This window comes from Streptomyces sp. NPDC002889 (genome assembly GCF_042888425.1).
In the GTDB taxonomy this organism is placed as follows: domain Bacteria; phylum Actinomycetota; class Actinomycetes; order Streptomycetales; family Streptomycetaceae; genus Streptomyces.
Genome location: NZ_JBIAPT010000011.1, coordinates 265,732 through 291,119, shown reverse-complemented (window position 1 = coordinate 291,119; position 25,388 = coordinate 265,732). Strand labels below are relative to the sequence as shown.

The following is a 25,388-nucleotide window of genomic DNA, read 5'->3' as shown; positions in this document are numbered from 1 at the left end:
GGGACTCGGACAACCATGGCCGCGAACGCCATCGACCAGACCCGGCGGATGCTCTCGCTGGTGACCTACCTGCGCGAGCGCCCCGGCGCGCGCATCGCGGACGTCGCCCGCGCCTTCGGGATCACCGAGGACGAGCTGATCTCCGACCTCGACGTACTGCCGATGTGCGGAACCAGCTTCCGCGGCGGCGACCTGCTGGACATCGACACCGACGGTGAGCGGATCTGGTGGCGCAATCCCGACGCCTCCGGCTCCAGTACCGCCGAGCCGCTGCGGCTCGCCGCCGACGAGGCGACCGCCCTGCTCGTGGCCGCGCGGGCAGTGGCCACCCTGCCCGGGCTGCGCGAGGGCGACCGCGAGGCGCTGCTGCGGGCGACGGCCAAGCTGGAGGCCGCGGCCGGTGAGGCGGCCGGTGCCAGCTCCCGGCTGTCGGTCACCTTCGAGTCCGAGGGCGGGGTCTTCGCCGACGTGGACCGGGCGATCTCGGAGCGACGGCGGCTGTGGCTGCGCTACTACTCCCCGGCACGCGACGAGCTCACCGAGCGTGAGGTCGATCCGATCCGGCTGTTCGCCGTCGGCCATACGTATATGGAGGCCTGGTGCCGGCTCTCCGAGGCACGCCGGACCTTCCGGCTCGACCGGGTCGCCGAGATCAGGCTGCTCGACGCCCCGGCCGCACCGCCCGAGCTCGAGCTGCGGGACCTGTCCGAGGGGTTGGTGCAGCCGTCGGCCGACGACCCGGAGGTAGTGGTCGAGGTCGGTCCCGGCGGGCGCTGGGTCGCCGAGTACTACCCGCACGACAGCGCCCAGGAACTGGCCGACGGCGGTCTGCGCATCACCCTGCGTACGCCCGATCCCACGTCACTGCGCCGGCTGGCGCTGCGCCTCGGACGGGACGGGCGCATCGTCTCGCCCACCGATCTGGCGGACAGCGCCAGCTCGGCGGCGCGCGAGGCACTCTCGGCCTACGACGGTCCGGAGTCGGCCCACGACGGCCGGGAATGAACGGCCAGGAACAAGGAGAGCCGCGCCCCATGTCAGTGATGCCCACCGTTCCTGCCCTCGTCGGACCGGTTCTGTTCAAGGCCGCCTGCCCCGACTGCCGGGCCTGCTTCGAGCTCTCGGCGGGGTCGCTGCGTCTGGCCATCGGCGCCAGCCGCCGCACGACCTTCTACTCCTTCACCTGTCCCGAGTGCGACGCGGCCGTGCGCAAGCCGGCCGGTGAGCGCATCGTCGAGCTCCTCACCGGCGGCGGCGTACGGACGCTGCGCCTGCACTCCACGGTCTAGTCGGGGAACGGTCTAGGCTCGGCGCATGTTCTGGCCCATGCTCGCCATCGCTCTCGGTTTCCTCGGCATCGTCGTACTCGGCCTGCTCGGCATCAGGGTCTTCATCCAGGCCCAGCGCCTGGGCCGAGAGGTCGCTCGCACCACGGAGCGCATCAACCGCGCCGCCGAGGACCTCGAGCGCGCGGCCACCGATCTTGCACGCACGGGCGAAGCCCTGCACTGACGGGCCCGCACCGGCCGGGCGCGGCGTCCCGCCCGCATCGCCTCGGCCGCTTCCGCGGGCGGGACGCACCCTGCTGTGCCACAGGTCCGGGCGGTACGCTGCTGGTGGCGGCACCGGTGATGAGGCGCCGACCGCCGGCGGGTGTACGAAAGGGGATTGCCCTGCGTTTACCCGTGCGAGTTAGGATCGCAGCCGGTCGCGGTTCGGACACCAGTCCATCGCGATCACCAGCCAAGCCCCATGCCGCCTCGGTGAGAAGGTAGACCAAGTTATGTTCCGACAGATCGGCCCCACCGAGATCATCATCATCGCGCTTCTCATCCTGCTCCTGTTCGGTGCCAAGAAGCTCCCGGACATGGCGCGCTCGCTGGGCAAGTCCGCCCGCATCCTGAAGAGCGAGGCCAAGGCGATGAAGTCCGAGGGGCAGCCGTCGGCGACTCCGGCGGAGCCGAAGGACCAGGGTCAGGACCAGGCCGCGCCCCGCACGATCCAGGCCGCTCCCGGCGATGTGACCAGCGCTCGCCCCGTGAACGAGCCCACCGACACCCCCCAGCGCTGACGACCCCAAGGCCGTTGACCATGGCCTGCCGCACGAGATGAGGACGTGGGTTGCTCAAGCCTGCCCGCTCGAAACAGAAGGAGAAGGACCCCGAGGGGCGGATGCCACTCGCGGACCATCTGCGTGAGCTCCGCAACCGGCTAGCGAAGGCGATGCTGGCGATCGTGATCGCGTCCGTGGCGGCCGCGTTCTACAGCCAGGAGCTGATGGATCTCCTTGCCTCGCCGGTCCCCGCCTGTGAGAAGGGCGTTCTGGAGACCGGCGGCAAGTGCGCCACCATCGCGTACAACGACCTGCTGTCTCCCTTCACCACCACGGTGAAGGTGGTCCTCATGGCGGGCATCCTCGTGTCCTGCCCTGTGTGGCTCTATCAGCTGTGGGCGTTCGTCGCGCCCGGCCTGCACAAGAACGAGAAGAAGTACACCTACTTCTTCTCGTGCGCGGCCGTTCCACTCTTCGCGGCCGGCGCCTACCTTGCGTTCCTGATCATGCCGGTGAGCATGAAGGTGCTGCTCAGCATCACCCCCGACACCGCGGCGAACTTCCTCGAGGTCGACAAGATCCTCGACTTCTCCGTCCGCATGGTGCTGATCTTCGGCTTCTCGTTCGAGCTGCCGCTTCTTCTGATCATGCTGAACGCGGCGGGTGTCGTGACCGGGCAGCGCATGCTCGGCTGGTGGCGCCCCGCAGTCATGATCATCTTTGTCTTCGGTGCGATCGCCACCCCCTCCACCGACCCGCTCGGCATGGTGGCCCTGGCGGGACCGATCATCCTGCTCTACTTCCTCGCCGTCGGACTCTCGCTCCTCAACGACAGGCGTCGGCGCCGCAACAACCCCGACGCCGAGCTCGACGACGACGAAGCCTCCGACCTCGACCTCACCCCCTCGGCGCTCGGCGAGGCGGAGCCCGTCTCCGCGGCGGGCGCGCTGCCCGAGCAGACCCGGGGCGAAGCCGACGGACGAACGCACCGGCTCAACGGCTACGACGACATCACCTGACCGTGCGAGAAGGCCCCCGGACTCCGTCCGGGGGCGCGGATGTCCGGGTGGATCCCCGGTCACATAAAGATCCGCTGAGTGTCAGAGGGGGCGGGTAGGCTCATAAGCAAGATGACCGAGGACCTCTCTCCCGCCGAGCGCTACGCCGCTTCCCGCATCCGCGCCGCTGAGGAGGCCACTGCGCTGGCCCCCTTCCGCGCGATGTACGAGTTCGATCTCGACCCCTTCCAGATCGAAGCCTGCCAGGCCCTGGAGGCAGGCAAGGGCGTGCTCGTCGCCGCACCCACCGGCTCCGGCAAGACCATTGTCGGCGAGTTCGCCGTCCACCTCGCCCTCGCCCAGGGCCGCAAATGCTTCTACACCACGCCCATCAAGGCGCTGTCCAACCAGAAGTACGGTGACCTGGTGAAGCGCTACGGCGCCGAGAAGGTCGGCCTGCTCACCGGTGACAACAGCGTCAACTCCGAGGCGCCCGTGGTCGTGATGACCACCGAGGTGCTGCGCAACATGCTGTACGCGGGCTCCCAGTCGCTGCTCGGCCTCGGCCATGTGGTCATGGACGAGGTGCACTACCTCTCCGACCGTTTCCGCGGCGCCGTATGGGAGGAAGTGATCATCCACCTCCCCGAGTCGGTGACGCTGGTGTCGCTCTCCGCGACCGTGTCGAACGCGGAGGAGTTCGGCGACTGGCTGGACACCGTCCGCGGCGACACCGAGGTGATCGTCGCCGAGGAGCGGCCCGTTCCGCTGTGGCAGCACGTCATGGCAGGCCGCCGGATGTACGACCTCTTCGAGGAGAGCACCGACCACGGCGGCCGCGGCGCGAGCCGCCGCGAGGTCAACCCCGATCTCGTACGGCTGGCCCGGATGGAGAACCAGCGCTCCTACAACCCCCGTGACCGCCGCCGAGGCAAGATGGTCCGCGAGGCGGACCGGGAGCGCGAGCGACGTCAGCGCAGCCGTATCTGGACGCCGGGGCGGCCCGAGGTCATCGACCGGCTGGACGCCGAGGGGCTGTTGCCCGCGATCACCTTCATCTTCAGCCGGGCCGGCTGCGAGGCCGCCGTGCAGCAGTGTCTGCACGCGGGGCTGCGGCTCAACGGCGAAGAGGCGCGGATGACGGTGCGCCGCATAGTCGAGGAGCGTACCGCCGCCATTCCCGGCGAGGACCTCCATGTCCTCGGCTACTACGAGTGGTTGGAAGGACTCGAACGCGGTATCGCCGCGCACCACGCCGGTATGCTGCCGACCTTCAAGGAGGTCGTCGAGGAGCTGTTCGTACGGGGCCTGGTGAAGGCTGTGTTCGCCACCGAGACCCTTGCACTCGGCATCAACATGCCCGCCCGTTCCGTGGTGTTGGAAAAGCTCGTCAAGTGGAACGGCGAGCAGCACGCCGACATCACCCCCGGTGAGTACACTCAGTTGACCGGCCGGGCCGGGCGGCGCGGTATCGACATCGAGGGCCATGCGGTGGTCCTGTGGCAGCGCGCCATGGACCCCACCGCGCTGGCCGGACTCGCCGGCACTCGGACGTATCCGCTGCGCTCCAGCTTCAAGCCGTCGTACAACATGGCGGTCAACCTGGTGCAGCAGTTCGGCAGGCACCGCTCGCGCGAGCTGCTGGAGACGTCGTTCGCGCAGTTCCAGGCGGACAAGTCGGTGGTCGGCATCTCCCGCCAGGTGCAGCGCAACGAAGAGGGGCTCGAGGGCTACCGCGAGGGCATGACCTGCCACTTGGGGAACTTCGAGGAGTACGCGCGGCTGCGCCGCGACCTCAAGGACCGTGAGACGGAGCTGGCCAAGCAGGGCGCCGCCCAGCGACGGGCCGCCGCGGCCTCGTCGCTGGAGAAGCTCAAGCCGGGCGATGTCATCCATGTGCCGACGGGCAAGTTCGCCGGACTGGCCCTGGTGCTCGACCCGGGTCTGCCCGCGGGCCGTACCAACGGTCACCGCGGCATCGAGTACCACGACGGCCCGCGGCCGCTGGTGCTCACCGCCGAGCGGCAGGTCAAGCGTCTGGCGTCGATCGACTTCCCGGTGCCGGTCGAGGCGCTGGAGCGGATGCGGATCCCCAAGTCCTTCAACCCGCGCTCCCCGCAGTCCCGTCGCGATCTCGCGTCGGCGCTGCGCACCAAGGCCGGGCACGTCGTGCCCGACCGGCACCGCAAGGGGCGTGCCGCCGCTGCCGACGACCGCGAGATCGCCCGGCTGCGCGCAGAGCTGCGGGCGCACCCCTGCCACGGCTGCGACGAGCGCGAGGACCACGCCAGGTGGGCGGAGCGCTACCACCGGCTGCAGCGTGACACCCGGCAGCTCGAGCGCCGTATCGAGGGACGCACCAACACGATCGCCCGGACCTTCGACCGGATCGTCGCGCTGCTGACCGAGCTGGACTATCTACGGGCGGACGAGGTCACCGAGCACGGCAAGCGGCTCGCCAGGCTCTACGGCGAGCTGGACCTGCTGGCCAGCGAGTGTCTGCGCGAGAGGGTCTGGGAAGGCCTGAACCCGGCCGAACTGGCCTCGTGCGTCTCGGCCTTGGTGTACGAGGCGCGACAGTCCGACGACGCGGTGCCGCCCAAGGTGCCGGTGGGCAATGCGAAGGCGGCGCTCGGCGAGATGGTCCGTATCTGGGGCCGGCTGGATGCCCTGGAGGAGGAGTTCAAGATCAATCAGGCCGAGGGGGTCGGGCAGCGCGAGCCCGATCTCGGCTTCGCCTGGGCCGCCTATCAGTGGGCCTCGGACAAGGGGCTGGACGAGGTGCTGCGCGAGGCGGAGATGCCCGCCGGTGACTTCGTGCGCTGGAGCAAGCAGGTCATCGACGTGCTCGGCCAGATCGCCGCTGCCGCCCCGCGCGAGAACAGCACGGTCGCGAAGAACGCCCGCAAAGCGGTCGACGCGATGCTGCGGGGTGTGGTGGCGTACAGCTCGGTCGGCTGACCCGGCGTACGGCACGCGGTGGTACGGCGGGGTCTGCGGGTGCGTGGCCGGTCGGTCGGCCCGGCGTACGGCCGCCGGGCCTGGCGCACGGGCCGGCCCTCCCGCCCGGCGGCGGACGCGATACGGCCCGGCTCACCGCGGTGGTGCGGTGAGCCGGGCCGCGGTCGTGGTGGGGGCCCGTTCGCCGTTGTGCCGGCTCAGCCCCAGAACCGGTTCTCCTCGTCGATGTCCTCGGTGCACTCGTCGATGTCGGAGATCTTCCCGTCGACGATCGTGAAGAAGAGCCCCTCGCGGATCTCGAGGCCGTGGTCGCCCCGGTCGGCCCGGGACGTATGGAAGGACATGACATGCCCGCGACCGTCGGCGAGCACTGCCTCAAGCTGGACCTGCATGGTTCCGTTGGTCTCCTCGCCCAACTGCCGGTACAGGTCGAGGACGGCGTCGCGGCCCTTGTGGTGCCCGGAGAACTGGTGGTTTCCGGGTACGTGGTGCACGACATCGGCCGTCATCAGGGAGCTCAGTGTCTCTTTGTCGCCTTCGACGAACGCTAGGTAACCCCTGCGTATCAGTGCGCAGTCGGGGTGTTCGGACATGGCAAACCACACCTTTCGTCCCTATGGTCGCCTTTTGTCCATCATCCGTCGGGTGCAACAAGCTGTCCATGCGCATGGGCCCGCGGGGGGCGGGGGCGATGGCGGAACGGCGACCCCGATCTTGGCCGGAAATGGATGTGCGACGATCGCGTGTATGAGCACCACCACGGGACGCAGGGTCGGACGGCCGCGCGCCGTACAACGACCGGACAGCGGGCTGTCCGCGCGCGACGAACTCCTCGCCGCGGCAGCCGAGTTGTTCACGACGCAGGGCTACACGGCGACCTCGACCAGGGCGGTCGCCGAGAGCGCGGGCATGCGTCAGGCGTCCATGTACCACTACTTCGGCTGCAAGGAGGACCTCCTCGCGGAGCTCCTCGAGTCGACGGTCACCCCCTCGCTGACGCTCGCGCGCCAACTGCTCGCCGACGACGGGCGGCCGGCGCCGACGAGGCTGTGGGAGCTGTGCCGCTCGGATGTGAAGCTGCTCTGCGGCGGGCCGTACAACCTGGGGGCGCTGTATCTTCTCCCCGAGGTGCAGGGGGAACGCTTCCAGGTCTTCCACCGGGTGCGCTCCGAGCTGAAGGCCGCCTACGGGCTGCTGCTGGCCGCGACGCCCGAAGGCTCCGCCCTGACGAAGACCGAACGCGCGCTGCGCACGGACCTCGTCTTCGGCCTGATCGAGGGCGTGATCCTGGTCCACCGGTCGGATCCGCGGCGCTCGGTGGCCAGATTCGCCGAGGCGACGGCGGATGCCGCACTGCGGATCGTCGGGATCGCCTCCCGGCCGGGCGCGCTTTCCCAGCGGGCCGACGGCATGCTTCAGGCAGCCAGCGACGCGGCGAGCGCGGCGAGTTCGCCGCGGCGCAGCACCCGGCCGGGGTAGCCGGGCAGCGGCACATGGAGCGCGTCGGTCCAGCGTGCGGGGATGGCCCCGGCGCCGTACACCGCACCCGCCAGCGCCCCCGTCACGGCCGCGACCGTGTCCGTGTCGCCGCCCAGGTCGATCGCCGCCGCCAGCGCCTGCTCGTATGCCGTCGTCGTGCGCAGCGCCCACAGTGCCGAGCCCAGGCACGGCCACACCGCGCCGTTGAACTCCGTGGCGTCGTCCGGGTGCCAATCGGGGGCGAGCACCGTCGCCCAGCGCGCCCGCTGGGCGGGATCGACCTGGTCCAGTGCCGAGGGCACCGCCGCGAGCGGGTCGGCGCCCTCCAGGGCCACACGTACCAGCTCATGGAAGACGGCCGTGCCCTCCCACGCCGCGCGGTCGCCGTGGGTGAGCGCCGCGATCCGCCGGGCAGCCGCCATCGTGGCCTCACGGCCGGCGCCGGCGAAATGCACCGCCGAGGTGGCCGCGCGCATCAGCGAGCCGTTGCCGGCGGCACGTCCGGTGACCTGGAAATGCAGGGCCGCAGCCCGATCCCACGGCTCGCCGTTCGCCAGCACGTCCTGCGTCTGCAGCCCGATGTCCTTCGGGTCGCCGGCCGCCCAGCGCTGGAAGCGCCTGAAAACGTCCGCCAGGTCCAGGCCGCCGCACTCCAGCAGTGACTCGCCGACCAGCACCGCCATCTGCGTGTCGTCGGTGGCCTCCCCGGGGTCCCAGCCCCCGCCCCCGCGCATTTCCCCGACGCCGTCGGGGAAATGCGCGCGGAACACACCTCGCTCCCCGAACTCGAAGGGCGCGCCGAGCGCGTCGCCCACCGCCGAGCCGACGACCGTGCCGATCACCCGATCCGAACGCTGCATCGCGCCAGCCTAGGCGGACCCGGCAACCGGGCCTGCCCCGGCCTCCGTCCGTGCCTCCTGCCGCATTCGTCGAAGAAAGATCCGCCACCGACCAATCCGCTGTGCCCATGGCGACGAATGACCGGTGCGGGACAGCTCCGAGCCGGTCCGCGAAGGGAGCGGGAATGACAGCGCAACGGCGGCGTACGGCCGTGGTGGGCGGTGGGGTGTCCGGTCTGACCGCGGCGTACGTCCTCCAGCGTCGCGACGACGTGACGCTCTACGAGGCGGACGCCCGCCTCGGCGGACATGCGCACACCCATGACATCCCGTCCGCCGACGGGCGGATGCACCGCGTCGACTCCGGCTTCATCGTCCACAACGAGCGCACCTATCCGCATCTGCTGCGGCTCTTCGGGGAACTCGGCGTGGCCACGCAGGAGTCGGAGATGAGCATGTCGGTGCGGTGCGAGGGCTGCGGGCTTGAGTACGCGGGAGCCCGGGGCGCCTCCGGCCTGTTCGCACGGCCGGGCAACGCGCTGCGCGGACGCTATCTGCGCCTGCTCGCCGAGGTCCCCCGTTTCCACCGGCGTGCCCGCCGCCTGCTCGACGCCCCCGACGGCCATCGGGACGGTCAAGAGGGCCTCGCCCTCGGCCGGTTCATCGCCGACGCCGGATTCTCCCCGTACTTCACCGCCCACTTCATGACCCCGCTCGTCTCCGCCGTCTGGTCCTGCGACGCGACCACCGCGCTGCGCTACCCCGCCCGCCACCTCTTCCGCTTCTTCGACCACCACGGGATGCTCAGGATCACCGGTTCGCCGGTGTGGCGCACCGTCACCGGCGGCTCGCGCGAGTACGTCGACCGCGTCGGCAAGCAGCTCACCGCCGTGCACACCACCACCCCCGTGCGCGCCGTGCGCCGCCACGCCGACGGCGTCGAGATCACCACCGACGACGGCAGCGTCGAGCGGTATGACTCCGTCGTCATCGCCACCCACCCCGACCAGGCGCTCACGCTGCTCGCCGACCCGAGCGCCGAGGAGCGCGCGATCCTCGGCGCGTTGCCGTACTCCCGCAACGCCACGCTGCTGCACACGGACATCTCCGTACTGCCGAGCAGCCCCGGCGCCCGGGCCAGCTGGAACTTCTCCATGCCCGCCTGCGACGTAGGCGCCGAGGGGGTGCGCGTCAGCTACGACATGAACCGCCTCCAGCGGCTCGACGCCCCCGAGTCCTTTGTCGTCACCCTGAACGGCTCCGACCGCGTGGCAGCCGACCGCGTGATCGCCCTCATGGAGTACGAACACCCCGTCTTCACCCCCGAGTCGGTGGCCGCACAGCGGCGGCTGCCGGAGCTCAGCGGGCCCGTGACCGCGTACGCCGGGGCGTACCACGGGTGGGGCTTCCACGAGGACGGCTGCCGATCCGGCGTCGCCGCCGCCCGCGCCCTGGGGGTCACCTGGTGAGCACAGCACCGGCCCTCTACCGCTGCACAGTCACCCATGTGCGGACCACGCCGCGCCGCTACGCGCTGCGTCACCGCACCTATATGTGGCTGACCGACCCCGACGCGCCGCCGCGGCTGCCGCGGCCCCTGCGCCCGCTCGCCCGCTTCGACGCCCGCGACCATTTCGGCGGTACGACGCCGACGATCCGTGCCGGACTGGAGGCCTTCCTCGCCGCGCGGGGCATCGACCTGGACGGCGGACATGTGGTCATGCTCGCCCATGCGCGCGTGCTCGGTCATGTCTTCAACCCGCTGACCCTCTACTGGTGCCGCGGCCGCGACGGCAGCCCGCTGTGCGTCGTTGCCGAGGTGCACAACACCTACGGCGAGCGGCACTGCTATCTGCTGTGCCCCGACGCGGCCCACCGGGCCGCGACAAACAAGGAGTTCTACGTCTCCCCGTTCTTTCCCGTGGACGGCGGCTATCGGATGCGACTGCCCGAACCGGACGGCCGACTGGATCTGACGATCCATCTGGAACGGGACGGGACACGCCCGTTCACCGCCACGGTGCGCGGGCAACGCCGGTCGGCCACCGCCCGCGCCGTACTCGGCACCGCACTGCGCAACCCCTTGTCGACTCTTGCCGTGTCCGCCGGCATCCGGTTCCACGGCATCCGCCTGTTCCTGCTCGGACTCCCCGTCCAACCCCGTCCCCGTCATCTGCCCCAGGAGGGTGTGAAGTGAGCGTGTCCGTCTCCCCGGCGTCCTCGCGAACCGCGTCCGTCGACCTACGGAGCTGGCCCGACGTGGCCCGCCTGCCCAGGGCCTCCAGGCTACGGACGGCCGCTGCCGAACGACTCGTGAAGCACGCGCTCGGCGGGCTCCCGTTGCGGGTACGTCTCGCCGGTGGTGGCCCCATCGGTCGGGGCGGCCCGCTGCTGGAGGTACGCGATCCGCACGCCTTCTTCCGCCGGATCGGTGCCCGCGGGCTGATCGGCTTCGGCGAGTCGTACATGGCCGGTGAATGGGAGGCCGCCGACCTCGTCGGCGTCATGACCGTGCTCGCCGAGCACGTCGGCGCCCTTGTGCCCGGACCGCTTCAGCGGCTGCGCGGCGCCTGGGCGCAGCGGCAGCCGGAGGGGCAGCGCAACACGATCGAGGGCTCGCGGGCCAACATCAGTCACCACTACGACCTGTCCAACGAGCTGTTCGCGCTGTTCCTCGACGAGACGCTGTCGTACTCGTCCGCGCTCTTCCGGGGCTTTCCCGCCGACCAGCAGCTGCTGCCTGCCGCCCAGCACCGCAAGATCGACCGGCTGCTCGACCTGGCACAGGTCGGTGAAGGCACCCAGCTGCTGGAGATCGGCACAGGCTGGGGCGAACTGGCGATCCGCGCGGCGCAGCGCGGCGCCCGTGTCCTGACCGTCACCCTCTCCCGCGAGCAGCAGGCGCTGGCGAGGCAGCGGGTGAGTGCCGCCGGCCTCCAGGACCGGGTGACCGTCCTGCTGCGCGACTACCGCAAGGTGCTCGGCCGCTTCGACGCCATCGTCAGTGTGGAGATGGTCGAGGCCGTCGGGGCGGAGTTCTGGCCCGCGTACTTCGAGACGATGGACCGGCTGCTCGCGCCTGGCGGGCGCATCGCCCTGCAGGCGATCACCATGCCGCACGACCGGCTGCTCGCCTCCCGTACCACCCACACCTGGATCCAGAAGTACATCTTCCCCGGGGGGCTGCTGCCGTCGACCGAGGCGATCGAGCACGTCGTCGCCGGCTGCACCGGACTGAGGATCGAGGCACGGGACGGCTTCGCCCCGCACTATGCCGAGACACTCCGCCTGTGGCGCGAGAGGTTCACCGAGCGTGCGGCGTACGTGGAGGCACTGGGCTTCGACGAGGTCTTCCGCCGGATGTGGACGTTCTATCTGGCCTACGCCGAGGCGGGATTCCGGTCGGGGTATCTGGATGTGCAGCAACTGCTGCTGACGAAGGCGGAGACGGAGGCCGAGACGGCGTGAGGCTCACCGTCTCGCCGGCCCGCGGCGACGGCACAGCGGCCCAGCAGCTCGCCCCGCCGGCCGGGCGGGTGACCGGCGGCCGGCTCCCGCCGCGGCAGCGCGCCCGGGACGGCTCCACCGCCGGACCGGACGGGGCGCCCGTGGTCCTGCGCCGCACCCCCATCCGGCTGCTGTGGCGGCCGGACGCACTCGGCCCTGCCCAGGTGTACATCGCCGGCGAGCGCGCCGTGCCCGCCACCCCGCGCGACCGGTACGTGGAGGGCGGCAGGCGGTGAACGGCTTTTCCTGGGCGGCGTTCGCGCAGGGGCTCGGACCCGCCGCGGCCGCCGCCCTCGCGGTCATGCTCCTCGCCTTCGCCGTCGCGGTGCGTTCCGGGCTGCACCGCGTCGTGGATGTGGCGTGGGGCATCGGCTTCACGGCCGTCGCGCTCGTCGGCTGCTTCATGTCGGCGGGGGAGGGGGACGACGGGCGGCGGCTGCTGGTCACCGTGCTCACCGCCGTGTGGGGCATGCGGCTGGCCGCGCACATCGCCCGTCGCGGGCGGGGTCACGGCGAGGACCCCCGCTACGAGGCGCTGCTCGCCAAGGCCCGGGGCGACCGGCGGCTGTACGCCCTGCGCATGGTCCATCTGCTGCAGGGCGCGCTGGTCTGGCTGATCTCGCTGCCCGTCCAGGCCGCGCAGTACATCACCGGCCCCATCGGTGCGATCGGCTGGGCCGGCTGCGCGCTGTGGCTGACCGGATTCCTCTTCGAGGCGGTCGGCGACCGGCAGCTCGCCCGTTTCCAGGCCGATCCGGCCCACCGTGGCCGGATCATGGACCAGGGTCTGTGGAGCTGGAGCAGACACCCCAACTACTTCGGGGACTTCTGTGTGTGGTGGGGGCTGTTCCTGATCGTCTGCGACCACTGGACGGCGGCCGCGGCGGTTGCCGTCAGCCCGCTGCTGATGAGCTTCCTGCTGATCAACGGCAGCGGAAAGGCACTGCTGGAACGGCACATGGCCGGCCGGCCCGGCTTCGCCGAGTACGCGGCGCGCACCAGCGGATTCATCCCGCGGCCGCCGAAACGGCGGTGACAAGCCGTTCGGGCGCGGTAGGACCCCGGGAGCCGTCCCCCCGGGTTCCAGGCCGGTCCGGCCCCGGGAGCCGACCCCCGGGGCCGTACGAGCCCGTACAGGCCGGTCACTTCAGGCCGCGGGCCCGTTCGAAGCGGGCGCGCCCCTCCGCCATGTCCACCAGCGGATCGGGGTAGTCGATGCGGGCCCGCTCCAGGTCCCCGAGCTTCCACGGCTCGTGGACCGCCGGGCCCGGGATCCGCGCCAGTTCCGGGACCCAGCGGCGTACGTAGTCGCCCTGCGGGTCGAAACGCCTGGCCTGGGCGAGCGGGTTGAGCACGCGGTTGGGCCTGGTGTCGGTCCCCGTACCGGCCACCCACTGCCAGTTCAGCTGGTTGTCGGCGATGTCCCCGTCCACCAGCAGATCCAGGAAGTGCCGGGCTCCCACGCGCCAGTCGACGTACAGCGTCTTGGTGAGAAGGCTCGCGACCAGCAGCCGCCCCCGGCCCGGCATCCAGCCCTCGTACTGCAGCTGGCGCATGGAGGCGTCCACGATCGGGATACCGGTGCGGCCCGCCTTCCATGCGGCGATCTCCTTCTCGTCGCTGCGCCAGTGGTCGCCGCGCGGACGGTAGTCGGCCCAGGCGGCGCGGGGACGGGCCGCGAGCACCTGGTGGTGGAAGTCCCGCCAGGCCAGCTGCCGTACGAACGCCTCCGCGCCGGGTCCTCCTCTGCGGCGCGCGCGGTGGACGAGCTCCGCGGCGGAGAGCGTGCCGAAGTGCAGATGGGGCGAGAGCCGCGAGGTGGCGTCGCCCACCAGGTCGTCGTGCCGGTCCTCGTACGCCTCGAGCCCCTTGCCGCTGTCCGCGAGCCAGCCGGCCAGCCTGCGGCGGCCCGTCTCCTCGCCGCCCCGCGCGAGCCCCGGCGAGATGCCGGTGGCCGCACTGCGGCGCGGCAGGGGCAGCCCGGGCAGCTCGGGCACCCGGACCGAACGCGGAGCCGCCACCGCGGCGCGCACGCCGACCGCCTGCCATCTGCGGAAGTACGGGGTGAAGACCGCGAAATGGTCCCGGCCGGCCGGAGTGACCTGACCCGGCGGCAGTACGGTGACCACCGCGTCATGGACGTGCAGCGTGCAGCGCAGTGCCGCCAGCGCGGTACGCAGCCCGTCCTCCCGGCGGGCCGCGTAGGCGCTGACTCCGGCCGCGACGTGCACTTCACGGGCGGCTGTCTCGGTGACGACCCGGCAGACCTGTTCGACGACGTCGCCGCCGCGGATCACCAGCCGGCCGCCGCGCTCGCGCAGCCCGGCGTCCAGCGACGCCAGGCAGTCGGCGAGGAAGGCGCGGCGGTTGGGCACGTCGAAGCCCGCCCTGTGCACGCCGCGGTCGACCACGAACAGCGGAACGACCCGATCGGCGGCGTGCAGGGCCGCACGCAGTGCCGGCTGGTCGTGCACCCGTAGATCGGAGGTGAACAGCATGACCGCGACGCTCATTCGCCTTGCTCCTTCGGGCCGTTGGGGTCGTGTCATCGGTGTCAGGTCGTGCCGGTTGCGCGGGGCCGTGTCAACCAGGGAGTGTCATCAGGGCGAGGGGGGCGGAGGTGGGTTCGGGGGAGCCGCCCGCCGGCTCGACGGTGACACCCATCCCCGATGCCGTGTTCACCGGGCCTTCCAGCAGCACGGCGCCCGAGTCGGCCGGCAGGTCCATGAGCCCCGCCGAACGCATCGTGCCGCCGTCGTCGAACCAGAGCTGGTACACCTTGCCCTGCGGCGGTTTCGGCATTCCGGAGGCGTAGAACGCCGCGCGATTGCGGCTGCGCGAGACGACGACGGTGCCCGTCGCCCCGTCCGTCAGGGGCCCGGTGCGCACCTTGGCGTCCGGGGCGGCGAGCACCGCGGCCAGTTCCGTGGCCGTACGCTGCGCCCGCCGGGCCTGGGCACGGGCATCCTCGGCCTGGTCGTGCTGCCAGACCGCCACCCCGCCCAAGGCGGTGACCGCGGTCACACAGGCAGCGAGCACGAATCGGGACAGCGTCCTTCCGCGGCGCGCGCCACGGTGCGCCTGCCGGGCGACCCGGGGCGGGTCCTGCCGTTCGGCCGCGATGCGGGCCATCACCCGGTGCTTGAGCTCCGCGGGCGGGGGGACGGAGACCGCGGCGCCCAGCCTGCCCGCGGTGGCGGCCAGTTCACGTACCTCCTGGGCGCACGCCTGGCACGCCTGGAGATGCCGCTCGAACTCGGCCTCTTCGTCGGGCGCCAGCGCATGGAGCACATAGGCGCCGGTCAGTGTGTGCAGATCGGCGGAGTTCATGCGCTCACCCCCAGGCAGTCGCGCAGCCGGATGAGCCCGTCACGCAGTCGTGTCTTGACCGTGCCCAGCGGCACGGCCAACAGCTCGGCGACCTCCCGGTAGGCCAGCCCCCGGTAGTACGCGAGGGTGACCGACTGCCGCTGCAGTTCGGTCAGGGTCCGCAGACAGCGCCGTACCTGCTCGCGTTCGAGGCGGGCCTCCACCTGCTCGGTGACCTCGTCGTAGGCGCGCGCGGGGTCCAGCAGCGCTGCGCGCTGCTCGCGGTCGGTGGCCGCCCGGGCGGATCTGACCCGGTCAACCGCCCGCCGGTGGGCGAGCGTGAGGATCCAGGTCATCGCCGAGCCGCGGGAGGGCTGGTAGCGCACAGCCGTACGCCAGACCTCGATCAGCACTTCCTGCGTCACCTCCTCCGACTGGGCGGGGTCGCGCAGCACGGTGCGCACCAGGCCCAGGACGGGCCCGCAGACCGCGTCGTACAAGCGGGAGAAGGCGGCCTGGTCGCCCCGGGCCACCAAGCCGAGCAGCTCCTGCAGATCGGGCCCCGCCGAGGCGGGGCCGCCGATGTGTACGGCTTCTTTCACGCGGTGTTCCTCCACGGTACGGACGACACGTCCGGACAGCTGTCACCACGCATTCGGAGCCGAACGCCCGATGGATTGGTCCGGGTTGGCCGCATCGTGCCATGGTCCGCCGCGCCTTCAGCGTCGGCCCTGCCCCTGTCGCTGCCCCGGCGTCGTTTCTCCCGCTGCCGACATCGCCCCCGGCCGAGAAAGGACCCCCGACCGAGTCCGGCCGGGAGTCCTGGACGGCGTCGTCGTCAGGCCGTCGTCTCCTGTTCGCGTTCCACCTCGGCGTTCCAATCGCGCTTCACCGCGCGCCAGGCCTCGTCCGTCTGGCCCAGGCGCCAGTAGCCCGAGATCGACAGCCGCTCCCGCGGAATGCCCCGCTCCACGCGCAGCTGTCGGCGCAGCTCCTTCACGCAGGCCGCCTCGCCGTGCACGAATGCGGACACCGTCCCCTCAGGGAACTCCAGCGCCGCGACCGCGGCCGCCAGCGCCTCGCCCGGTGCCCGGTCGCCGCGGTGCAGCCAGGTGACCTCGACGCCGTCCGGAGAGACGATCTTCTGCTCGTCCTCGGGGCCCGCGACCTCGACGAAGGCGTGCACGACCGCGCCCGCCGGCATCTGCTCCAGGGACGCGGCGATCGCCGGCAGCGCGCTCTCGTCGCCCGCCAGCAGATGCCAGTCCGCCGTCGGCTCCGGGGCGTAACCCCCGCCGGGGCCCAGGAAGTGCACCGTCTCGCCCACCTGTGCGCGTGCCGCCCACGGTCCGGCCAGGCCCTCGTCGCCGTGGACCACGAAGTCCACCGTCAGTTCGTGGTGCGCCCGGTCCCAGTGCCGCACCGTGTAGGTGCGGGTGGCGGGCCACTGCTCGCGCGGGAACTCCTCGCGGATGCGGTCCATGTCGAACGGCTCGGGGTACGTCACGCCCTCGGCAGGGAACAGCAGCTTGATGTACAGGTCGGTGAACTCGCCGAACTCGAGGGCGGCCGGCCCCTCACCACCCAGGACGACACGCACCATGTGCGGAGTGATCCGCTCGGTGCGCACCACCCTCGCCTCGTGCGCCTTCGGTGCCTTGCGGGCCGGTCGGTCTGCCACGGCGTTCTCCCCAACTCTCGCTGCTTAGGCTTGCCTAAGTTAACACCTCAGCGCTGGAGAGCGGACAGCAGCCGCACCACCGCGCCGCCGAGTCCCCACCGCGCGGCCAGCTCGTCCAGCGCCGCCGGGTCCCGCGGCCCGGAGGGCAGTGCGGGGTCGAAGTCGGGCAGCGGTACGTCCGGGGCGACCCGGACCACCTTCGGCGCGACCGCAACATACTCCCGGGCCTCGTCCAGCCGCTTGCGCTGCGAGGGAGTGAGCTTCGAGGTCCGGTCGTCGACCGCGGCCATGATCCCGGCCAGGTCGCCGTACGCGTCCAGCAGCTTCGCCGCCGTCTTCTCGCCGATTCCCGGCACACCCGGCAGACCGTCGCTCGGGTCACCGCGCAGCAGCGCCAGATCGACGTACCCCGGCCCGTCCACGCCGTACTTCCCGCGCAGCCACGCCTCGTCCGTCACCTGGAGCGTCCCCACGCCCTTGAGGGGGTACAGGATCCGCCGCTCACGCGCGTCGTCGACCAGCTGGAACAGGTCACGGTCGCCGGTGACGATGTCCACCGGGCCCTCGGCGCGCGCGGTGAGCGTGCCGATCACGTCGTCCGCCTCGTACCCGTCCGCGCCGACGCGGGCGATACCGACCGCTGCGAGCACCTCCTCGATGATCGGGACCTGGGGCGAGAGAGTGTCCGGGATCTGCTCCTCGTCGGGGCCCCGCTCGGTCTCCACGGCGACGCGGTGCGCCTTGTACGAGGGGATCAGTTCGACCCGCCACTCGGGCCGCCAGTCGTTGTCCCAGCAGGCGACCAGATCGTCCGGCCGGTGGTCCTGTACCAGTCGGGCGATGAAGTCCATCAGCCCCCGCACGGCGTTGACCGGGGTGCCGTCGGGCGCCCGGACCGAGTCGGGGACCCCGAAATAGGCCCGGAAGTACAGGGAAGCGGTGTCGAGGAGCATCAGGCGTCGCGTCACAACCCCGATGATGCCGCACGCCACTGACGGTCATGTGCCGGCCGCCTGCCGTGCCTCGCCCGTGAGCCGGCTCACCTTTCGCCGCCGCGCCCGCCGCCGTCTCCGAGCGGACGCCGATCATCGAACTGTTCACGCCCTGCTCCTCCAGCGGAACCCCGATCGCCGTCGTCGACGACGAGGGTGCGCTGACCGGTGTCGTACCCCGGGCGCGGCTGCTGGCATGTACTCGGCGAGCCGATGAGCGCCGACACACCCGTCGGTGCAACGGCGCAGGCCGACGGGTGTGTGGCCGACAAGGCCGACGCGCCCACCACCGACGCAGGCGGGGCCGGCGCGGCGGGCCAGGCGGTGGCCCCGAGAACAGCTCACCGGCCTCGAGGCGAAGATCCAGGAGACCGGCAAGGGCAAGGAGCAGGAGGCCGTCCGCCGGCCTGGCTCAAGGAGAACCCGGGCCTCGCCGACCGGCTCGCTTCGCAGTGACCTCTCGCCACTGACGGTGACCGTCCGCAAGGACGGCTGAGGACGGCTCAAGGGGTGGGTCCCCGCCACACGGCGGGGACCCACCCCTTTGGGTCGCCGGGGCGGGCGCTCCCTGCTGCCGCCGTGCGCCCCGCGTACTCCTGCGCTCGGTGAGTCGGGGTGGCCCGATGCTGCGTAAGGTGAGACAGGACCCAGGGGAGGGGAGCCCGGCCCATGGACGCGAAGGACGCGAAGGACACCAAGGAGAGGGAAGAGCCTCTCCGTGTGGGCGCGGCTGTGCGCAGACGCCGCCGTGCCCTCGGCCTGACGCTGGCCGTGGTGTCGGCTCGCAGCGGACTGTCCGTGCCCTTCCTCAGCCAGGTCGAGAACGAGCGGGCACGCCCCAGCATGCGTTCCCTGCAACGGGTCGCCGACGCCCTGGACACCACCGCGGGCCTGCTGCTCGCCGCGTCGGACGCGGCGCGCACCGTCGATCTCGTACGGGCCGGCGACGACGCCCATCCGCACCCGCGGCCCGGCTCCCGCATCCGCAGGCTGGTACGCGGCCACCACCAGCTGCAAGCGCTGGAATTCACCGGCGAGCAGGACACCGGGCGCGAGTACAAGCACCGCAACGACGAGCTGCTGTACGTCGCCGACGGGGCCGTGGAGGTGGAGGCCGAGGGCCGGGCCTACCGGCTGGTGCGCGGCGACTCGCTGTTCCTGTCCGGCGGGGTACGGCACCGGTGGCGCGCCACCGCGCCGGACACCCGCATCCTCGTCGTCGCGGTCGCCGACCATGTCGAGGCGACCTCCGACCCACGCCCCTGAGAGGCCCGGTGCGTGTCGTCTCGCTGGTGCCCTCGCTGACCGAGGCGGTGGCCGTCACCGCTCCCGGGCTGCTGGTCGGGGCCACGAACTGGTGCAGCCACCCGGCCGGCCTCGATGTCGTACGGATCGGCGGCACCAAGAACCCCGACGTGGCGGCCGTCGTCGGGCTGCGGCCCGACCTGGTGATCGCCAACGAGGAGGAGAACCGCGAGCCCGATCTCGCCGCGCTGCGGGCGGCGGGCGTCGAGGCGCTCGTCACCGAGGTACGCGACCTGGACCAGGCGTTCGCCGAGCTGGAGCGGGTACTGGTGACCGGTTGCTCGCTCACGCGGCCGCGCTGGCTGGACGAGGCGCAGCAGGCGTGGGCGCAGATCCGGCCGACGGACGCCCTGCCTGCCGTGGTGCCCGTCTGGCGACGGCCGTGGATGGTGCTCGGGCGGGACACCTTCGCCGGTGACCTGCTGGCCAGGCTCGGCATCGTGAACGTGTACGCCGACCATGCGGAGCGGTACCCGCGTATCCCCCTGGAGGAGCTGAGGGCAAGCGGCGCCGAGCTGGTGGTCCTGCCCGACGAGCCGTACGCCTTCGGTCCGGACGACGGCCCCGAGGCGTTCCCGGGCCTGTCCTCCGCGCTCGTCGACGGCCGGCATCTGACCTGGTACGGACCCTCGCTGGTGGCCGCGCCCGCGGTGCTCGGCGCGGCACTGCGACAGGCCACCGAGCGCTTGTAGCACCGCAGCCCTCCCCGAGAAAATCACGGATCTCCTCAAGCGGTACAGAGCGCTGAAGCGATGAGCCCGCCCTGTGGCGCCGTCCCGGACACCCTGCCGGATGCGTGCCGGAAGGAGGGGACAGCAAACGAGGGGACAACAGAGGTCAACCGCGGTTACGGCATCGGTTCTCCGGCGTCCGGCCGAACGTCCCGAGGTGCTGCGAGCAGCTCCCCGCGCAGCAGGCCCCGTAGCGTGAGCAGTCCGGCAACCGCCCATGCCGCCACCAGGAACACGTACAGGACGACGGCGAGCCACTCGTACACCACCAGACCCGTGTGGTGCGCCAGTGCTCCGGCCCCTGTGACACAGGTGCCGACCGGGAAGGTGAAGGCCCACCAGCTCAGGCTGAAGCGCATGCCGTGGCGTGCCGCCCGCAGCACCATCGCGCCGGCCAGCGCCAGCCACAGCAGGGCGAATCCCATCACCGGCACGCCGTAGACGACGGCGAGTGCGGCGAGACCTGCTGCGTACGGAGCCTGGATCGCGCCGGGCGCGATGTCGGCGAGCTTGCTCACGGCGGTGGTCGACTGGCCGAGCGGACCGAGGACGAGGAAGAGCGCCGGGGTGAGCGCGAGTGGCAGCGGGCCGTGGTGCAGGAGGCGGGCGATGACCACCGGCAGGATCAGGAGGGTCGCCAGCAGGCTGATCCCGAACAGCGCGTAGCTCGCAAGCAGCATCGTCTCGCGCCACTGGCCGGCCGCCGGCAGATACGGGACCAGCAGCGGACCGAACGACGCGGAGACCATCGGCGCGACAACGGGCAGCAGCCACACCGGGGATGCGCCGCCGGGGCTCACCCTGTGGCGCACCACCATCAGACAGGGCACGGCTACAGCCGCAGTGAGCCCGACAGCCGTTCCCGCCGCGAAGAGGGCGAAGGCCACCGGCACAGCTGTGTGCTCGCCGATCACGCCCCGGCCTACGGTCAGCGTGCCGATGCCGACGGCGAGCAGGGCCATGGACAGACAGCCGTAGAACGGGGCGACGGACGGGTCGAGCAGATGGGCGCGGGCCTGGTCGCGGTGGAGGATCCAGTGCGTCGTGCGGGCGGTCAGCAAGGCGGCCAGGAGCACCGCGGACAGCGCCCATACCGCCGTGCAGGCAGCGGTCAGGCCAGGGACGTCGAGCGGCAGGCCGACCCCGGCGGTCCCCACGACCGCGGTGCCCATCACCGCTGCGTACCAGTTCGGGCCGAGGTGCTCGAGTGCGGGCAGTCGGACGGCCACGGGGGTGGGAGCGGTCGTGTCGATCTGCAGGCGGGGTTGGACGGCGGTGACCATGCCACCACTGTGGCCAGGGGAAAGGAGGCCCACCAGGGATCTTTTCCCTATGCCCCCATAAGCTGGTCTTATGAGTGACGAGGAACGTGTGCCGCTCGCCCACCGCGTGCCCGACCTGGGCGCGCTGGAATTGCTGCTCGCCGTCGCCCGGCACGGCAGTCTGGGGCGTGCGGCCCGCGAGCTCGGCATCACCCAGCCCGCCGCCAGCAGCCGGATCCGCTCGATGGAACGCCAGCTGGGCGTGGCACTCGTCGACCGCTCGCCCCGTGGCTCCCGGCTCACCGACGCCGGCGCGCTGGTCACCGACTGGGCGCGGCGGATCGTGGAGGCCGCGGAGGCCTTCGACGCCGGTGCGCAGGCACTGCGAGGGCGGCGCGACTCGCGGCTGCGGGTCGCCGCGAGCATGACGATCGCCGAGTATCTGCTGCCCGGCTGGCTGATCGCGCTCCGCGCGCAGCGGCCCGGCACCGCGGTCTCTCTGCTGGCGGGCAACTCGGCCGCGGTGGCCGGCCGGCTACTGGCCGGCGAGGCGGACCTGGGCTTCGTCGAGGGGCTGTCCGTCCCGGAGGGTCTGGACGGCACGGTCATCGGACACGACCGGCTGCTGGTGGTCGCGGCCCCGAGCCACGCGTGGGCGCGGCGGCGCCGTGCGCCGCTGACCCCCGCGGAGCTGGCGGCCATGCCGCTGGTGCTGCGCGAACGGGGCTCGGGCACGCGCCAGGTGCTCGACTCCGCCCTGTCCGCGTACGGCGGCCTCGCGGAACCGTTGCTCGAGCTGGCCTCCACCACGGCGGTGAAGGCGGCGGCGGTCAGCGGCGCCGGCCCGGCGGTGCTCAGCGAACTCGCCGTCACGGAGGAGCTGTCGTCCCGGCGGCTGACGCGTATCCCGGTCGAGGGCGTGCGGCTGGACCGCGACCTGCGGGCCGTATGGCCGCACGCGCAGCGTCCGACGGGGCCGGCGCGGGATCTCCTGGGGCTGACGCGGGGGTCACCGACGGGGTGAGGAGGGGGCGGGTCGGGTGCGGGGACCGCTGTGCGGGGCGCTTTCTCCGGCCCTTCCCGCAACCGGGGGCTCCGCCCCGGCCCCGCGCCTCACATTCCGGCGGGGCCGAGATCGGCCGCCGCCCGGACCAGCGCCGCCATGACCCTCGTGTCCTCGCCCATCTCGGGATGCCACTGCACGCCCAGCACCCAGGCGCCCGGCAGTTCCACGGCCTCGACGGTGCCGTCCGCGGCGTGGGCGCTGGGCACGAGACCTGTGCCGAGGCGGTCCACCGACTGGTGGTGGTACGTCGGAACGTCCGACTCCTCCGGCACGATCCGCCCGTACAGCGTGCCCGGCACCGGCTTCACCGCATGCTCGCCGAACACGCCCACCGAGCCGATGTGCCCGTCCAGGTGCTGGACCAGGGTGCCGCCCAGGGCCACGTTCAGCAGCTGCATTCCGCGGCAGATGCCGAGCAGCGGCGTACCGGAGGCCAGGGCCGCGTGGATCAGGGCGAGTTCCCAGTCGTCCCGTTCCCGGGCCGGCGGTCCGGTGCGGTGCTCGCGCTCGGCGCCGTAGCGCACGGGCTCCACATCCGGGCCGCCCGCGACGACCAGGCCGTCCAGCCGGGCCACCACCGCTCCGGCGAGCGCCGGGTCGTCCGGCGGGAGCATCGCCGTGAGGCCGCCCGCCGCCTGGACCAGGCGCGGATATCCGGCGGGCAGGAGCGCTGCGGGCAGGTCCCATACGCCCCACCGGGCCGAGGTCTCCAGATAGGTGCTGACGCCGATGAGCGGCTTGGGCACGGTGACTCCGTTCCTGATCGATGTACGGTCAGTCTCGTTCCAGCTCGGCCTCGGCGGCCGCGAGTGCCGCGAACTCCTCCTCCGGCGCCCGTGCCACCAGATGGTGCCGACTGTAGAACGCGAAGTAGGCGAGTGCGACGGCGTAGACACCGAGCGCCATGAACGCCGCGTCCTTGTCCACCAGGAAGGTCGCCACCAGGGCGGACAGCGCGAGGACGAAGGCGACGGACGAGGTGAGGACGCCGCCCGGAGTCCGGTAGGGGCGCGGGAGTTCGGGCTCGCGGCGGCGCAGCACGATGTGCGAGAGCGCCATCAGCGCGTAGCTGATCGTCGCCCCGAACACCGCGATGTTCAGCATCCGCATCCCGTTGCCGGTGCCGGCGGCCAGGGCGAAACCGATCGCCCCCGGGATCAGCAGTCCGAGGTAGGGCGACTTGCGGCGGCTGGTCAGCGACAGGAAGCGCGGCAGATAGCCGGCCCTGGACAGGGCGAACAGCTGCCGGGAGCCCGCGTAGATCAGGGAGAAGAAGGAGGCGACGAGTCCCGCGAGGCCCGCGTAGTTGACGAACCGGCTCAGCGGTGTCGGGTCACCGTCTCCCTGCAACGCCACGACCAGCGGGTTTCCTGCCTCCTGGATCGCCGCGGAGCCGCGGGCGCCGGTCGATGCGAAGAAGGTGATCACGGCCAGCAGCACCAGAATGCCCATGGACAGAGCGAGGGCCCTCGGCATCGAGCGCACCGGGTCCTTCGCCTCCTCCGCGGCCAGTGGCACACCCTCGACGCCGAGGAAGAACCACATGCCGAACGGGAAGGCGGCCCAGATGCCGAGCAGCCCGAACGGCAGCCAGGAGTTCGCTCCCATAGCGTCCTGGTCGACCGGGATGTCGTCCAGCCCGCCTGCGTGGAAGTCCGTGAACGCGCCCACCGCGAAGATCAGCAGTGCCGCGACCGCGATCGCCGTCACCACCAGGCTGAAGCGCAGTGCCTCGCCCACACCCCACAGGTGGATGGCGATGAAGATGGCGAAGCAGGCGAGATAGACCGGCCAGCTCGACGTGAGGCCGAACAGCCCGAGGGATTCGACGTAGTCGCCGATGAAGATCGAGATCGCGGCGGGCGCCAGGATGTATTCGATGAGGATCGCCGTGCCGGTCAGGAAGCCGCCCCAGGTGCCGAGTGCGCGGCGGGCGAAACCGTAGCCGCCGCCCGCCGTCGGCAGGATCGCCGACAGTTCGGCGAGCGCGAAGACAAGACAGGCGTACATCGCGCCCATCAGCAGCGTTGCTATGGCCAGTCCGCCGAATCCGCCCTTGGACAGACCGATGTTCCAGCCGGAGAAGTCGCCGGAGACGACATAGGCGACGCCGAGTCCGGTCAGCAGCAGCCAGCCGGCGCTGCCTCTGCGCAGTGTGCGCCGGTGCAGATAGGTGTCGCCCTCGAGCTCGGCCGGGGAGGACGTGGGGGACGGGGTGCGCGAAGTGGTGCCTTCAGCCATGGGTCGCTCCTGGCAGAGGTCAAAGGTTTGTGGGCACACCTTTGCGGCAGCTCCGGGGGCGGCGCAAGACCCGTGCGTAAATGCGAGGTTACGGATCGGCCGACGGAGCATGGGCCGCCGCGCCGGACTACGGCAGAAAGCCGCGCAGCAGTGCCGCCGTTCCCTCGCAGTGCTCGCGCATCACCTCGCGTGCCGCGTCCGGATCGCCGTCCAGCACCGCCTCCACCAGTGCCGCGTGCTGGTGCTGCGAGTGCTCCAGGTTCCGTACGAGCAGCGGGATGCAGTCCAGCAGATCGTTCAGTGTGGCCCGCACGGCGGCGTACTGCGCGGTCAGCGAGGGGGACCCGGACAGCTCGGCCACGGTGAGATGCAGCAGCGTGTCCTGTCTGCGGTAGTCGGCGAGCGGGGCGTCGTGCGTCGCGGCCAGGGCCGTACGCAGCCGTTCGGCGTCCTCGTCGCCCAGTCCGTGCGCCGCGCACAGTCCGGCCGCCCCCACCTCCAGCACCTCGCGAAAGCGCAGCGTGTCCTCGATGTCCACGCCCGCGACGCGTCGTCGCAGCTCGTCCTCGCCATGGCTGTCGGGCCGCTGCAGGACGAACGTTCCGCCGTAGCGTCCGCGCCGGCTCTCGACCAGGCCCTGGTCGGTGAGGACCTTGAGCACCTCGCGCAGCGTCACCCGGCTGATGCCCATGCGCTCCGCCAGCTCCCGCTCCGCGGGCAGCCGCTCGCCGCTGGGGACCAGGCCCAGACGCAGCAGCTGGAGGATCTGTTCCAGCGCCTCCTCGAAGCCGTTGCCCGCGCGCACGGGCCGCAGTACGGGCGTCAGCCGGTCCGCGGGATCGCCCGTCCCGTCGCCCGTGTTCCCGTCGGCGCGCTCACCTGTCTTCGCCACGTCGCCGTTTCCCCTTCCCAAGCAATGGTCTTCAGCAATACCTTATGGCTCTCGGCTGATCCAAGGAGGCGT

The 25,388-nt window shown here is 71.7% G+C and carries 26 protein-coding genes; 15 read left to right on the top strand and 11 right to left on the bottom strand.

The window, feature by feature from the left end:
- The first annotated feature begins 15 nt into the window (after nt 1-15).
- The 6 genes from ACFYWI_RS19245 to ACFYWI_RS19220 all read left to right on the top strand — a co-directional run bounded on the left by ACFYWI_RS19245 (nt 16) and on the right by ACFYWI_RS19220 (nt 6,012).
- Nucleotides 16-1,005 carry a helix-turn-helix transcriptional regulator gene (locus tag ACFYWI_RS19245; protein WP_389233364.1) on the top strand — a complete coding sequence of 330 codons (990 nt, stop codon included), beginning with the start codon at nt 16-18 and terminating at the stop codon, nt 1,003-1,005.
- Nucleotides 1,006-1,043: 38 nt separating this feature from the next.
- Complete coding sequence (locus ACFYWI_RS19240; RefSeq protein ID WP_389233486.1) at nt 1,044-1,289, top strand: hypothetical protein; 246 nt, start codon at nt 1,044-1,046, stop codon at nt 1,287-1,289.
- Between the two features lie 25 nt (nt 1,290-1,314).
- Nucleotides 1,315-1,512, top strand: coding sequence for a hypothetical protein (locus ACFYWI_RS19235; RefSeq protein WP_389233361.1), 198 nt, complete (start codon nt 1,315-1,317; stop codon nt 1,510-1,512).
- Between the two features lie 271 nt (nt 1,513-1,783).
- Nucleotides 1,784-2,071: a Sec-independent protein translocase subunit TatA gene (gene tatA / locus ACFYWI_RS19230; protein ID WP_389233358.1), complete on the top strand. Its 288-nt coding sequence runs from the start codon at nt 1,784-1,786 to the stop codon at nt 2,069-2,071.
- Nucleotides 2,072-2,172: 101 nt separating this feature from the next.
- Nucleotides 2,173-3,072: a twin-arginine translocase subunit TatC gene (gene tatC / locus ACFYWI_RS19225; RefSeq protein ID WP_389233483.1), complete on the top strand. Its 900-nt coding sequence runs from the start codon at nt 2,173-2,175 to the stop codon at nt 3,070-3,072.
- 111 nt (nt 3,073-3,183) lie between these two features.
- Nucleotides 3,184-6,012 (top strand): DEAD/DEAH box helicase, encoded by a 2,829-nt coding sequence (locus ACFYWI_RS19220; protein ID WP_389233355.1) that lies wholly within the window; start codon nt 3,184-3,186, stop codon nt 6,010-6,012.
- A 197-nt stretch (nt 6,013-6,209) separates the two neighbouring features.
- Here the strand turns inward: ACFYWI_RS19220 and ACFYWI_RS19215 are convergent, their stop codons facing one another.
- Nucleotides 6,210-6,605: a nuclear transport factor 2 family protein gene (locus ACFYWI_RS19215; RefSeq protein ID WP_389233352.1), complete on the bottom strand. Its 396-nt coding sequence runs from the start codon at nt 6,603-6,605 to the stop codon at nt 6,210-6,212.
- Nucleotides 6,606-6,759: 154 nt separating this feature from the next.
- Between ACFYWI_RS19215 and ACFYWI_RS19210 the strand changes: the two genes are divergently transcribed.
- A complete protein-coding gene (locus ACFYWI_RS19210; RefSeq protein ID WP_389233349.1) occupies nt 6,760-7,491 on the top strand; it encodes a TetR/AcrR family transcriptional regulator in 732 nt (243 codons plus the stop codon).
- Here the strand turns inward: ACFYWI_RS19210 and ACFYWI_RS19205 are convergent.
- On the bottom strand, nt 7,428-8,351 hold the full coding sequence (locus ACFYWI_RS19205) for an ADP-ribosylglycohydrolase family protein (RefSeq protein ID WP_389233346.1): 924 nt from the start codon (nt 8,349-8,351) through the stop codon (nt 7,428-7,430). The two genes, ACFYWI_RS19210 and ACFYWI_RS19205, sit on opposite strands and share 64 nt — an antisense overlap.
- A 164-nt stretch (nt 8,352-8,515) precedes the next feature.
- Here ACFYWI_RS19205 and ACFYWI_RS19200 point away from each other — a divergent pair, with 164 nt between their 5' ends.
- The 5 genes from ACFYWI_RS19200 to ACFYWI_RS19180 are packed head-to-tail and all read left to right on the top strand — an operon-like array spanning nt 8,516 to nt 12,873.
- Nucleotides 8,516-9,799, top strand: coding sequence for an NAD(P)/FAD-dependent oxidoreductase (locus ACFYWI_RS19200; RefSeq protein WP_389233343.1), 1,284 nt, complete (start codon nt 8,516-8,518; stop codon nt 9,797-9,799).
- Nucleotides 9,796-10,527, top strand: coding sequence for a DUF1365 domain-containing protein (locus ACFYWI_RS19195; RefSeq protein WP_389233340.1), 732 nt, complete (start codon nt 9,796-9,798; stop codon nt 10,525-10,527). The genes ACFYWI_RS19200 and ACFYWI_RS19195 overlap by 4 nt, the downstream gene beginning before the upstream one ends.
- Nucleotides 10,524-11,798: a class I SAM-dependent methyltransferase gene (locus ACFYWI_RS19190; protein ID WP_389233337.1), complete on the top strand. Its 1,275-nt coding sequence runs from the start codon at nt 10,524-10,526 to the stop codon at nt 11,796-11,798. The genes ACFYWI_RS19195 and ACFYWI_RS19190 overlap by 4 nt, the downstream gene beginning before the upstream one ends.
- Complete coding sequence (locus ACFYWI_RS19185) at nt 11,795-12,073, top strand: hypothetical protein (protein ID WP_389233334.1); 279 nt, start codon at nt 11,795-11,797, stop codon at nt 12,071-12,073. The genes ACFYWI_RS19190 and ACFYWI_RS19185 overlap by 4 nt, the downstream gene beginning before the upstream one ends.
- Nucleotides 12,070-12,873 carry a DUF1295 domain-containing protein gene (locus ACFYWI_RS19180; protein WP_389233331.1) on the top strand — a complete coding sequence of 268 codons (804 nt, stop codon included), beginning with the start codon at nt 12,070-12,072 and terminating at the stop codon, nt 12,871-12,873. Before ACFYWI_RS19185 ends, ACFYWI_RS19180 begins: the two co-directional genes overlap by 4 nt.
- Before the next feature lie 106 nt (nt 12,874-12,979).
- Here ACFYWI_RS19180 and ACFYWI_RS19175 read toward each other — a convergent pair whose 3' ends face one another.
- The 5 genes from ACFYWI_RS19175 to ACFYWI_RS19155 all read right to left on the bottom strand — a co-directional run bounded on the left by ACFYWI_RS19175 (nt 12,980) and on the right by ACFYWI_RS19155 (nt 17,780).
- Nucleotides 12,980-14,350, bottom strand: coding sequence for a cryptochrome/photolyase family protein (locus ACFYWI_RS19175; protein ID WP_389233328.1), 1,371 nt, complete (start codon nt 14,348-14,350; stop codon nt 12,980-12,982).
- Between the two features lie 70 nt (nt 14,351-14,420).
- A complete protein-coding gene (locus ACFYWI_RS19170) occupies nt 14,421-15,167 on the bottom strand; it encodes an anti-sigma factor domain-containing protein (protein WP_389233325.1) in 747 nt (248 codons plus the stop codon).
- Nucleotides 15,164-15,748 (bottom strand): sigma-70 family RNA polymerase sigma factor, encoded by a 585-nt coding sequence (locus ACFYWI_RS19165; protein WP_389233322.1) that lies wholly within the window; start codon nt 15,746-15,748, stop codon nt 15,164-15,166. The genes ACFYWI_RS19170 and ACFYWI_RS19165 overlap by 4 nt, the downstream gene beginning before the upstream one ends.
- 236 nt (nt 15,749-15,984) lie before the next feature.
- Entirely contained in the window at nt 15,985-16,827 is an 843-nt protein-coding gene (locus ACFYWI_RS19160) for a siderophore-interacting protein (RefSeq protein WP_389233319.1), read from the bottom strand.
- Between the two features lie 47 nt (nt 16,828-16,874).
- Nucleotides 16,875-17,780: a 5'-3' exonuclease H3TH domain-containing protein gene (locus tag ACFYWI_RS19155; protein WP_389233480.1), complete on the bottom strand. Its 906-nt coding sequence runs from the start codon at nt 17,778-17,780 to the stop codon at nt 16,875-16,877.
- 708 nt (nt 17,781-18,488) lie between these two features.
- Between ACFYWI_RS19155 and ACFYWI_RS19150 the strand changes: the two genes are divergently transcribed.
- Together ACFYWI_RS19150 and ACFYWI_RS19145 are read left to right on the top strand one after the other, a co-directional pair.
- On the top strand, nt 18,489-19,085 hold the full coding sequence (locus tag ACFYWI_RS19150) for a helix-turn-helix domain-containing protein (protein ID WP_389233316.1): 597 nt from the start codon (nt 18,489-18,491) through the stop codon (nt 19,083-19,085).
- Between the two features lie 8 nt (nt 19,086-19,093).
- Nucleotides 19,094-19,816, top strand: a complete 723-nt coding sequence (locus ACFYWI_RS19145) for a helical backbone metal receptor (RefSeq protein ID WP_389233313.1) — start codon at nt 19,094-19,096, stop codon at nt 19,814-19,816.
- Between the two features lie 155 nt (nt 19,817-19,971).
- Here the strand turns inward: ACFYWI_RS19145 and ACFYWI_RS19140 are convergent, their stop codons facing one another.
- Nucleotides 19,972-21,138 (bottom strand): TDT family transporter, encoded by a 1,167-nt coding sequence (locus tag ACFYWI_RS19140; RefSeq protein ID WP_389233310.1) that lies wholly within the window; start codon nt 21,136-21,138, stop codon nt 19,972-19,974.
- A 70-nt stretch (nt 21,139-21,208) separates the two neighbouring features.
- Between ACFYWI_RS19140 and ACFYWI_RS19135 the strand changes: the two genes are divergently transcribed.
- Complete coding sequence (locus tag ACFYWI_RS19135; protein WP_389233307.1) at nt 21,209-22,141, top strand: LysR family transcriptional regulator; 933 nt, start codon at nt 21,209-21,211, stop codon at nt 22,139-22,141.
- Nucleotides 22,142-22,230: 89 nt separating this feature from the next.
- Here the strand turns inward: ACFYWI_RS19135 and ACFYWI_RS19130 are convergent, their stop codons facing one another.
- From ACFYWI_RS19130 to ACFYWI_RS19120, 3 genes are all read right to left on the bottom strand, one after another.
- Nucleotides 22,231-22,929, bottom strand: coding sequence for a gamma-glutamyl-gamma-aminobutyrate hydrolase family protein (locus ACFYWI_RS19130; protein WP_389233304.1), 699 nt, complete (start codon nt 22,927-22,929; stop codon nt 22,231-22,233).
- Nucleotides 22,930-22,957: 28 nt separating this feature from the next.
- Nucleotides 22,958-24,424 carry an ethanolamine permease gene (eat, locus tag ACFYWI_RS19125; RefSeq protein WP_389233301.1) on the bottom strand — a complete coding sequence of 489 codons (1,467 nt, stop codon included), beginning with the start codon at nt 24,422-24,424 and terminating at the stop codon, nt 22,958-22,960.
- Between the two features lie 127 nt (nt 24,425-24,551).
- The gene (locus tag ACFYWI_RS19120) at nt 24,552-25,316 is read right to left on the bottom strand and encodes a FadR/GntR family transcriptional regulator (protein WP_389233298.1); all 765 of its coding nucleotides are present in this window, start codon (nt 25,314-25,316) and stop codon (nt 24,552-24,554) included.
- Between the last annotated feature and the right edge of the window lie 72 nt (nt 25,317-25,388).

What these genes read in the sequence shown, in the direction of transcription:
- ACFYWI_RS19170 (WP_389233325.1), bottom strand. Translation starts at nt 15,167, where the DNA reads ATGAACTCCGCCGATCTGCACACACTGACCGGCGCCTATGTGCTCCAT.
- ACFYWI_RS19140 (WP_389233310.1), bottom strand. Translation starts at nt 21,138, where the DNA reads ATGGTCACCGCCGTCCAACCCCGCCTGCAGATCGACACGACCGCTCCC.
- ACFYWI_RS19200 (WP_389233343.1), top strand. Translation starts at nt 8,516, where the DNA reads ATGACAGCGCAACGGCGGCGTACGGCCGTGGTGGGCGGTGGGGTGTCC.
- ACFYWI_RS19235 (WP_389233361.1), top strand. Translation starts at nt 1,315, where the DNA reads ATGTTCTGGCCCATGCTCGCCATCGCTCTCGGTTTCCTCGGCATCGTC.
- ACFYWI_RS19205 (WP_389233346.1), bottom strand. Translation starts at nt 8,351, where the DNA reads ATGCAGCGTTCGGATCGGGTGATCGGCACGGTCGTCGGCTCGGCGGTG.
- tatA (WP_389233358.1), top strand. Translation starts at nt 1,784, where the DNA reads ATGTTCCGACAGATCGGCCCCACCGAGATCATCATCATCGCGCTTCTC.
- eat (WP_389233301.1), bottom strand. Translation starts at nt 24,424, where the DNA reads ATGGCTGAAGGCACCACTTCGCGCACCCCGTCCCCCACGTCCTCCCCG.
- ACFYWI_RS19245 (WP_389233364.1), top strand. Translation starts at nt 16, where the DNA reads ATGGCCGCGAACGCCATCGACCAGACCCGGCGGATGCTCTCGCTGGTG.
- ACFYWI_RS19220 (WP_389233355.1), top strand. Translation starts at nt 3,184, where the DNA reads ATGACCGAGGACCTCTCTCCCGCCGAGCGCTACGCCGCTTCCCGCATC.
- ACFYWI_RS19135 (WP_389233307.1), top strand. Translation starts at nt 21,209, where the DNA reads ATGAGTGACGAGGAACGTGTGCCGCTCGCCCACCGCGTGCCCGACCTG.
- ACFYWI_RS19175 (WP_389233328.1), bottom strand. Translation starts at nt 14,350, where the DNA reads ATGAGCGTCGCGGTCATGCTGTTCACCTCCGATCTACGGGTGCACGAC.
- ACFYWI_RS19210 (WP_389233349.1), top strand. Translation starts at nt 6,760, where the DNA reads ATGAGCACCACCACGGGACGCAGGGTCGGACGGCCGCGCGCCGTACAA.
- tatC (WP_389233483.1), top strand. Translation starts at nt 2,173, where the DNA reads ATGCCACTCGCGGACCATCTGCGTGAGCTCCGCAACCGGCTAGCGAAG.
- ACFYWI_RS19155 (WP_389233480.1), bottom strand. Translation starts at nt 17,780, where the DNA reads ATGCTCCTCGACACCGCTTCCCTGTACTTCCGGGCCTATTTCGGGGTC.
- ACFYWI_RS19240 (WP_389233486.1), top strand. Translation starts at nt 1,044, where the DNA reads ATGCCCACCGTTCCTGCCCTCGTCGGACCGGTTCTGTTCAAGGCCGCC.
- ACFYWI_RS19215 (WP_389233352.1), bottom strand. Translation starts at nt 6,605, where the DNA reads ATGTCCGAACACCCCGACTGCGCACTGATACGCAGGGGTTACCTAGCG.
- ACFYWI_RS19150 (WP_389233316.1), top strand. Translation starts at nt 18,489, where the DNA reads ATGGACGCGAAGGACGCGAAGGACACCAAGGAGAGGGAAGAGCCTCTC.